General features: G+C 68.8%; 4 protein-coding genes and 1 pseudogene. 2 read left to right on the top strand and 3 right to left on the bottom strand.

The window, feature by feature from the left end; translation table 11 throughout:
- The 3 genes and pseudogenes from JAO81_RS42450 to dusB all read right to left on the bottom strand — a co-directional run.
- Positions 1-214, bottom strand: a pseudogene (locus tag JAO81_RS42450) (ArsR family transcriptional regulator); the annotation flags it as partial.
- Between the two features lie 287 nt (positions 215-501).
- Positions 502-3,213, bottom strand: coding sequence for a pyruvate, phosphate dikinase (ppdK, locus tag JAO81_RS14675; protein ID WP_199548284.1), 2,712 nt, complete (start codon positions 3,211-3,213; stop codon positions 502-504).
- Between the two features lie 374 nt (positions 3,214-3,587).
- Positions 3,588-4,730 carry a tRNA dihydrouridine synthase DusB gene (gene dusB / locus JAO81_RS14670; protein ID WP_199548283.1) on the bottom strand — a complete coding sequence of 381 codons (1,143 nt, stop codon included), beginning with the start codon at positions 4,728-4,730 and terminating at the stop codon, positions 3,588-3,590.
- A 65-nt stretch (positions 4,731-4,795) separates the two neighbouring features.
- On the opposite strand from dusB, the gene JAO81_RS14665 reads away from it, so the two are divergent.
- Both JAO81_RS14665 and JAO81_RS14660 read left to right on the top strand, forming a co-directional pair.
- Positions 4,796-6,295, top strand: a complete 1,500-nt coding sequence (locus JAO81_RS14665; protein WP_199548282.1) for an MFS transporter — start codon at positions 4,796-4,798, stop codon at positions 6,293-6,295.
- 69 nt (positions 6,296-6,364) lie between these two features.
- Positions 6,365-7,258, top strand: a complete 894-nt coding sequence (locus JAO81_RS14660) for an alpha/beta fold hydrolase (protein ID WP_199548281.1) — start codon at positions 6,365-6,367, stop codon at positions 7,256-7,258.
- Positions 7,259-7,294: the final 36 nt, after the last annotated feature.

The raw sequence follows: 7,294 nt of genomic DNA, 5'->3' as shown, positions 1-7,294 counted from the left end.
CACCCCGCGCGCCCCCCCCCCCCCCCCCCCCCCCCCCGCGCGGCGGCGCGGGGCGGGGCGGGGGGGGGGCACCGGCCCGCCAGCCGTCCAGTTCGCCCGGGGCCCAGCGGTCGCGCAGCCGGTGCAGGCTGAGCACGGTCTCCCAGAGCAGATGCGCCCGCTCCGCGATCCGTACGCGGGTGAGATCCGCTCGCGTGAAATGGATCCGCAGCACGTCTGTATCCCCCGATCCATGACGCCGGCGCCCAGTCTCGCTGCACGACCGCACTACGCCGGTCTCAGCTATTCGGACTGACCCGAAATGCCTCGCGGTTCCTTCTCAGCGCCTCGAGGATGGTGCGGGTATGGCTCGTACCGGGATTCGGGGGGAGCCCCGGACGAGGAGAAGGGGGCGCCCCCGCACAGGGCGCCCCCTTCCTCCACAAGCCGGGGCCGGCGACGAACCGGTGAGGGTTTGTCAGGGCATGACCCGCCGCCGGACCCGGTGGTTCAGCACAAGGTTCAGCGGCTGTCGCTGCCCAGCGAGGCCGCCGCCGCACGGCCGGCCTCCAGACGCGCGACCGGGATACGGAACGGCGAGCAGGACACGTAGTCGAGCCCCACCTCGTGGAAGAAGTGCACCGACTCCGGGTCGCCGCCGTGCTCACCGCAGACGCCCAGCTTGAGGTCGGGGCGGGTCTTGCGGCCCTGCTCGACGGCGTACTTCACGAGCGTGCCGACGCCGTCCTTGTCGATGGTCTCGAACGGCGAGACACCGAAGATGCCCTTCTCCAGGTACGCGGTGAAGAAGCTGGCCTCCACGTCGTCGCGGCTGAAGCCCCACACGGTCTGGGTGAGGTCGTTCGTGCCGAACGAGAAGAACTGGGCGGCCTCGGCGATCTGCCCTGCGGTGAGCGCGGCACGCGGCAGCTCGATCATCGTGCCGATGGTCAGCTTGAGGTCGATGCCGGTGGCGGCCTCGATCTCGGCGATCACCTGGTCCGCCTCGTCCTTGACGATCTCCAGCTCCTGGACGGTGCCCACCAGCGGGATCATGATCTCGGCCCGCGGGTCGCCCTTGGCGGCCTTGCGCTCGGCGGCGGCCTCGGCGATGGCCCGTACCTGCATGGTGAACAGGCCGGGGATGACCAGGCCGAGGCGTACGCCGCGCAGACCCAGCATCGGGTTCTGCTCGTGCAGCTTGTGCACGGCCTGGAGCAGGCGCAGGTCGTTCTCGTTGGCGTCCTTGCGGGACTCGGCGAGCGCGACGCGGACCGAGAGCTCGGTGATGTCGGGCAGGAACTCGTGCAGCGGCGGGTCGAGCAGACGCACCGTCACCGGGAGTCCGTCCATCGCCTCGAAGAGTTCGACGAAGTCCTTCTTCTGCAGCGGGAGCAGCTCCTTGAGGGCTTCCTCCCGCTCGTCGTCGGTGTCGGCGAGGATCAGCTTCTCGACCATCTCGCGGCGTTCACCGAGGAACATGTGCTCGGTACGGCACAGGCCGATGCCCTGCGCGCCGAAGCGGCGGGCGCGCAGCGCGTCCTCGGCGTTGTCGGCGTTGGCGCGCACGCGCAGGCGGCGCTTGCCGTCGGCGAAGGACATGATGCGGTGCACGGCGGCGACCAGCTCGCCGGCCTCCTCGGCACCGGCGTGCATCCGGCCCTCGAAGTACTCGACGACGGGCGAGGGCACGACGGGCACCTCACCGAGGTAGACCTTGCCGGACGAACCGTCGATCGAGACGACGTCGCCCTCCTCGATGACCACACCGCCGGGCGCGGTCATCCGCCGCCGCTTGGTGTCGACTTCGAGCTCCTCGGCGCCGCAGACGCAGGTCTTGCCCATGCCGCGGGCGACGACGGCGGCGTGCGAGGTCTTGCCGCCGCGCGAGGTCAGGATGCCCTCGGCGGCGATCATGCCGTCAAGGTCGTCGGGGTTGGTCTCGCGGCGGATCAGGATGACCTTCTCGCCCGAACGCGACCACTTGATCGCGGTGTACGAGTCGAAGACGGCCTTGCCGACCGCGGCGCCCGGCGAGGCGGCGATACCGCGGGCGAGCTTCTCGATCTTCGCGTCCTCGTCGAAGCGCGGGAACATCAGCTGCGCGAGCTGGGCGCCGTTGACGCGCTGCAGCGCCTCGGCCTCGTCGATCAGGCCCTGGTCCACGAGCTGCGTGGCGATGCGGAACGCGGCCGCGGCGGTGCGCTTGCCGACGCGGGTCTGCAGCATCCACAGCTGACCGCGCTCGATGGTGAACTCGATGTCGCACAGGTCCTTGTAGTGCGTCTCGAGCGTCTCCATGATCTGCATCAACTGGTCGTACGACTTCTTGTCGATGTTCTCGAGGTCCGCGAGCGGCACGGTGTTGCGGATACCGGCGACGACGTCCTCGCCCTGCGCGTTCTGCAGGTAGTCGCCGTACACGCCCGCGTGACCGGAGGCCGGGTCACGCGTGAAGGCGACACCGGTGCCGGAGTCGGGGCCGAGGTTGCCGAAGACCATCGAGCAGACGTTGACCGCGGTGCCGAGGTCGCCCGGGATGCGCTCCTGGCGGCGGTAGAGCTTGGCACGGTCGCCGTTCCAAGAGTCGAAGACCGCGGTGATGGCGAGATCCATCTGCTCGCGCGGGTCCTGCGGGAAGTCGCGGCCCGCCTCGGTCTTGACGATCTTCTTGAACTGCTTGACCAGCTTCTGCAGTTCGGGGGCGTCGAGGTCGGTGTCGACCGTGACCTTCTTGGCCTTCTTGGCGGCTTCGAGTGCGTCCTCGAAGAGCTCGCCGTCCACGCCGAGCACGGTCTTGCCGAACATCTGGATGAGTCGGCGGTACGAGTCCCACGCGAAGCGCTCGTCGCCGGACTGCTTGGCGAGACCCTTCACGGAGGCGTCCGAGAGGCCGATGTTGAGGACGGTGTCCATCATTCCGGGCATCGAGAACTTGGCGCCCGAGCGTACGGATACGAGCAGCGGGTCGTCGGCCTGGCCGAGCTTCTTGCCCATCTTCTGCTCGAGGGCGTCGAGGTGCGCGGTGACCTCTTCGCGGAGCGGGGCGGGCTCGGTGCCGCTGTCGAGGTAGACCTTGCAGGCCTCGGTGGTGATCGTGAAGCCCGGAGGGACCGGCAGACCGAGATTGGTCATCTCGGCGAGGTTGGCGCCCTTTCCGCCGAGGAGGTCCTTGAGGTCCCTGTTGCCCTCGGTGAAGTCGTAGACGAACTTCTGCTTCTTGTTTTCCGACACGGGTCTCGACTCCTCGAGGCTCGGTGGCTGCCCTGACGTCGAGGAACATACCCAGATCGAAGGCGTCTGAGGAGATACACCTGAGCGCCTTACGGCCGTAACCACCCGTCCGCCAGCAGATCGAAAGTGACCCTTCGGTAGGCGAAGTTTTCATCCCCCGAAGGGAGCTTGACCTCATCGAGAAAGATTGCGCTCACATGAGCGGGATCCAGAGCACTTGAGTTCAAGACTTGAACGCAAAAAGGGTGGCACCCGGTGCCACCCTTCAGGCCCCACACACCTTCAAGATCCGCTCATGTGAGCAGGTAGCTTCTCAAGGTGGCGAGAATCACTCGCCGATCGATCATCAATCAGCACCGATGCGGACCGGCTTCTCAGCCGCCGGACGTATCCAGCTCCGCCTCTTCGCTCACGCCCGCGCAGTCGTACGGGTCCTTGAGCCAGCCGTCCGGCAGCACGACCCTGTTGTTGCCCGACGTACGGCCGCGCGGACCGTCCGCGCCGACCGGCCAGGCCTGGTCCAGATCCAGCTCGTCGAGCCCGCCCCGCAGCTCGTCCAGGGAGGACGTGATCGCGAGCCGCTTGCGCATCTCGGAGCCGACCGCGAAACCCTTGAGGTACCAGGCCACATGCTTGCGGAAGTCGATGACACCGCGTGCCTCATCGCCGATCCACTCACCGAGCAGCGTCGCGTGCCGCACCATCACTTCCGCGACCTCTCGAAGCGACGGGGCGGCGGGCGCCCGGTTGCCCTCGAAGATGCCGACCAGGTCCCCGAAGAGCCACGGCCGCCCCAGGCAGCCGCGGCCCACGACCACTCCGTCGCAGCCGGTCTCGCGCATCATGCGGACCGCGTCCTCGGCGGACCAGATGTCACCGTTGCCGAGCACCGGGATCTCGGGCACGTGCTCCTTCAGGCGGGCGATCGCGGACCAGTCCGCCGTACCGCCGTAGTGCTGCGCGGCCGTGCGCCCGTGCAGCGCGATCGCCGTGACGCCCTCCTCGACCGCGATACGGCCCGCGTCGAGATAGGTGATGTGGTCGTCGTCGATGCCCTTGCGCATCTTCATCGTGACCGGCAGATCACCGGCGCCGCTGACGGCCTCGCGCAGGATCGCGCGCAGCAGATGCCGCTTGTACGGGAGTGCCGAACCGCCGCCCTTGCGCGTGACCTTGGGGACCGGGCAGCCGAAGTTGAGGTCGATGTGGTCGGCCAGGTCCTCCTCCGCGATCATGCGGACGGCCTTGCCGACGGTGGCCGGGTCCACTCCGTACAGCTGGATCGAGCGCGGCTTCTCGGTCTCGTCGAAGTGGATCAGCTGCATGGTCTTCTCGTTGCGCTCGACCAGGGCGCGCGTCGTGATCATCTCGCTGACGAACAGCCCCTTGCCGCCGGAGAACTCACGGCACAGGGTGCGGAACGGGGCGTTGGTGATGCCGGCCATGGGGGCGAGCACCACGGGCGGCTGGACTACGTGCGGTCCGACGGTGAGCGGGGAGAAAGAGTGCTGCGGCATCCCGCCATTGTCGCGTACGCGGACCACCGGCGGACAGGGTCTTTAGTTAGGCGTACTTTTGATGGATGCCGTTGCCTGACCCCGCCGCATCGTTGCCCAAGTCCGCCCCGGTCAGCGAGCCCCTGACCCACCGCCGGCGCATGCTGATCCTTGCGATCTGCTGCATGAGCCTGCTGATCGTCAGCCTCGACAACACCGTCCTGAACGTGGCCCTGCCGTCCATGCGCAAAGAGCTCGACGCGGACGTGGCGGGCATGCAGTGGACGATCGACGCGTACACCCTGGTCCTCGCCTCGCTCCTGATGCTGGCCGGCTCGACGGCGGACCGGATCGGGCGCCGCAGGGTCTTCATGACCGGGCTCGTCCTCTTCACGATCGGCTCGGTGCTCTGCTCGCTCGCGCCGAACCTCGAATCGCTGATCGCGTTCCGGATGGTGCAGGCCGTGGGCGGCTCGATGCTCAACCCGGTGGCGATGTCGATCATCACCAACACCTTCACCGAGCCCAAGGAGCGCGCCCGCGCCATCGGCGTCTGGGGCGCCGTCGTCGGTATCTCGATGGCGGCCGGACCGCTGGTCGGCGGGCTGCTCGTGGACACGGTCGGCTGGCGCTCGATCTTCTGGGTCAATCTGCCGGTCGGCCTCGCGGCTCTGCTCCTGACGCTGCGCCACGTGCCCGAGTCCCGCGCGCCCGAGCCCCGGCGCCCCGACCCCGTGGGGCAGATCCTGGTGATCGCGCTGCTCGGCTCCGTCACGTACGCGATCATCGAGGCGCCCGCGAAGGGCTGGCTCTCGGCGGAGATCCTCGTCTTCAGCGCGGTGGCCGTCTGCGCGCTGGCCTCTCTCGTCCTGTACGAGCGCAGGCGGGACGAGCCGCTGATCGATCTGCGGTTCTTCCGCAGCGCGCCGTTCAGCGGGGCGACCGTGATCGCGGTGAGCGCCTTCGCCGCGCTCGCGGGCTTCCTGTTCCTGTCGACGCTCTACCTGCAGGACGTACGCGGCCTCGACGCCCTGCACGCCGGACTGTGGATGCTGCCGATGGCGGCGATGTGCTTCGTCTGCGCGCCGGTCTCCGGGCGGCTCGTGGGCAGCCGGGGGCCGCGGATCTCCTTGCTGGTGGCGGGAGTCGCGATGACGGTGAGCGGAGTGCTGTTCGCGGCCTTCGAGGCGGAGACCTCGAACACCACGCTCGTCATCGGATACGTGATCTTCGGCATCGGCTTCGGCTTCGTCAACGCCCCCATCACCAACACCGCCGTCTCCGGCATGCCCCGCGCCCAGGCGGGCGTGGCCGCCGCGGTGGCCTCGACCAGCCGTCAGGTGGGCGGAACGCTCGGCGTCGCGGTGATCGGTGCGGTGCTCGCGGCGGGGATGGCCTCGTCCGCCACCTCCTCCACGGACTTCGTCGAGGCGAGCAAGCCGGCCTGGTGGATCATCGCCGGCTGCGGTCTGAGCGTCCTGGTGGTCGGCGCGGTGACCAGCGGCCGGTGGGCGCGCGGGACGGCGGTCCGTACGGCTGAGCGGCTGGAGCACACGGAGGCGGCGGAGGCATCGGTCAAGGTGTGACACCGAGCACGCGGCGGCCCAGAACCTGTCGGCGTGCCGGCGAGGTCGCCTGTGAAAAAATAGGGACGCATGCGACACCTCACCACCTCAGTCGGCGGGATCGAGACGTTCTACCGGGAGACCGGCCCTCACGACGGACCGGTAGTGCTGCTGCCGCACGGCTACCCCGGGTCGTCGTTCGTGTACCGGCACCTGATGGCCGCGCTGGGCGACCGATGGCGGCTGATCGCCCCGGACCTGCCCGGCTTCGGCTACAGCGCCACCCCCGCGCCGAAGGAGTTCGGCTACACCTTCGACGCCTACGCCGACTTCCTGTCCGACTTCACCCGGCAGCTCGACCTGAAGCGCTACGCGATCTGGCTGCACGACTACGGCTCCCAGTTCGGACTCCGGCTCGCGATGCGCGCGCCGGACCGGGTGGCGGGACTGATCATCCAGAACGGCGACATCTACGAGGACGCGTTCGGGCCCAAGTACGACGCCCTTCGACAGTTCTGGGCCGACCCGGGCCCCGAGTCGCGCCGCGGGATCGCCGCCCACGTCAGCCTGGAGGGCTTCCGCGACGAGTTCGCCGGCGAGCTGCCCGGCCACATCGCGGAGCGGATTCCCCCCGACCTGTGGACGCTGCACTGGACGCTCATGCGGAGTCCCGAACGAGTGGCGAATCTGATCCGGCTCCTCGAGGACCAGCCGAGCACGCTGGCGTGGTTCGACCGTCAGCGGGCCTACCTGCGTGAACACCGGCCCGAGACGCTCATCGTGTGGGGACCTCACGACGGGTACATGCCCGAAGCCGCAGCCCGCGCCTATCACCGCGACCTCCCCGAGGCGGAGTTGCACCTGCTCGACGGAGGCCACTGGCTCCTTGAAACCCATCTCGACGAGGTGGTCCCTCTGGTCAGCGCGTTCCTCGATCGCGTACTGCCCTCGGCGGGCCGCATCCCCGTGACGAAGATCGGGTGAGGGCAACAGCAACGGCCCGCGACTCCCAGGGAGTCG

Origin of the sequence: Streptomyces sp. N35 (genome assembly GCF_016464295.1) — a bacterium.
In the GTDB taxonomy this organism is placed as follows: Bacteria; Actinomycetota; Actinomycetes; order Streptomycetales; family Streptomycetaceae; genus Streptomyces.
The sequence above is the reverse complement of the archived record's forward strand: the minus strand, read 5'-3'. Positions and strand labels throughout refer to the sequence as shown.

Coding starts and splice junctions, on each gene's coding strand:
- JAO81_RS14660 (WP_199548281.1), top strand. CDS start 6,365: ATGCGACACCTCACCACCTCAGTCGGCGGGATCGAGACGTTCTACCGG.
- dusB (WP_199548283.1), bottom strand. CDS start 4,730: ATGCCGCAGCACTCTTTCTCCCCGCTCACCGTCGGACCGCACGTAGTC.
- JAO81_RS14665 (WP_199548282.1), top strand. CDS start 4,796: ATGCCGTTGCCTGACCCCGCCGCATCGTTGCCCAAGTCCGCCCCGGTC.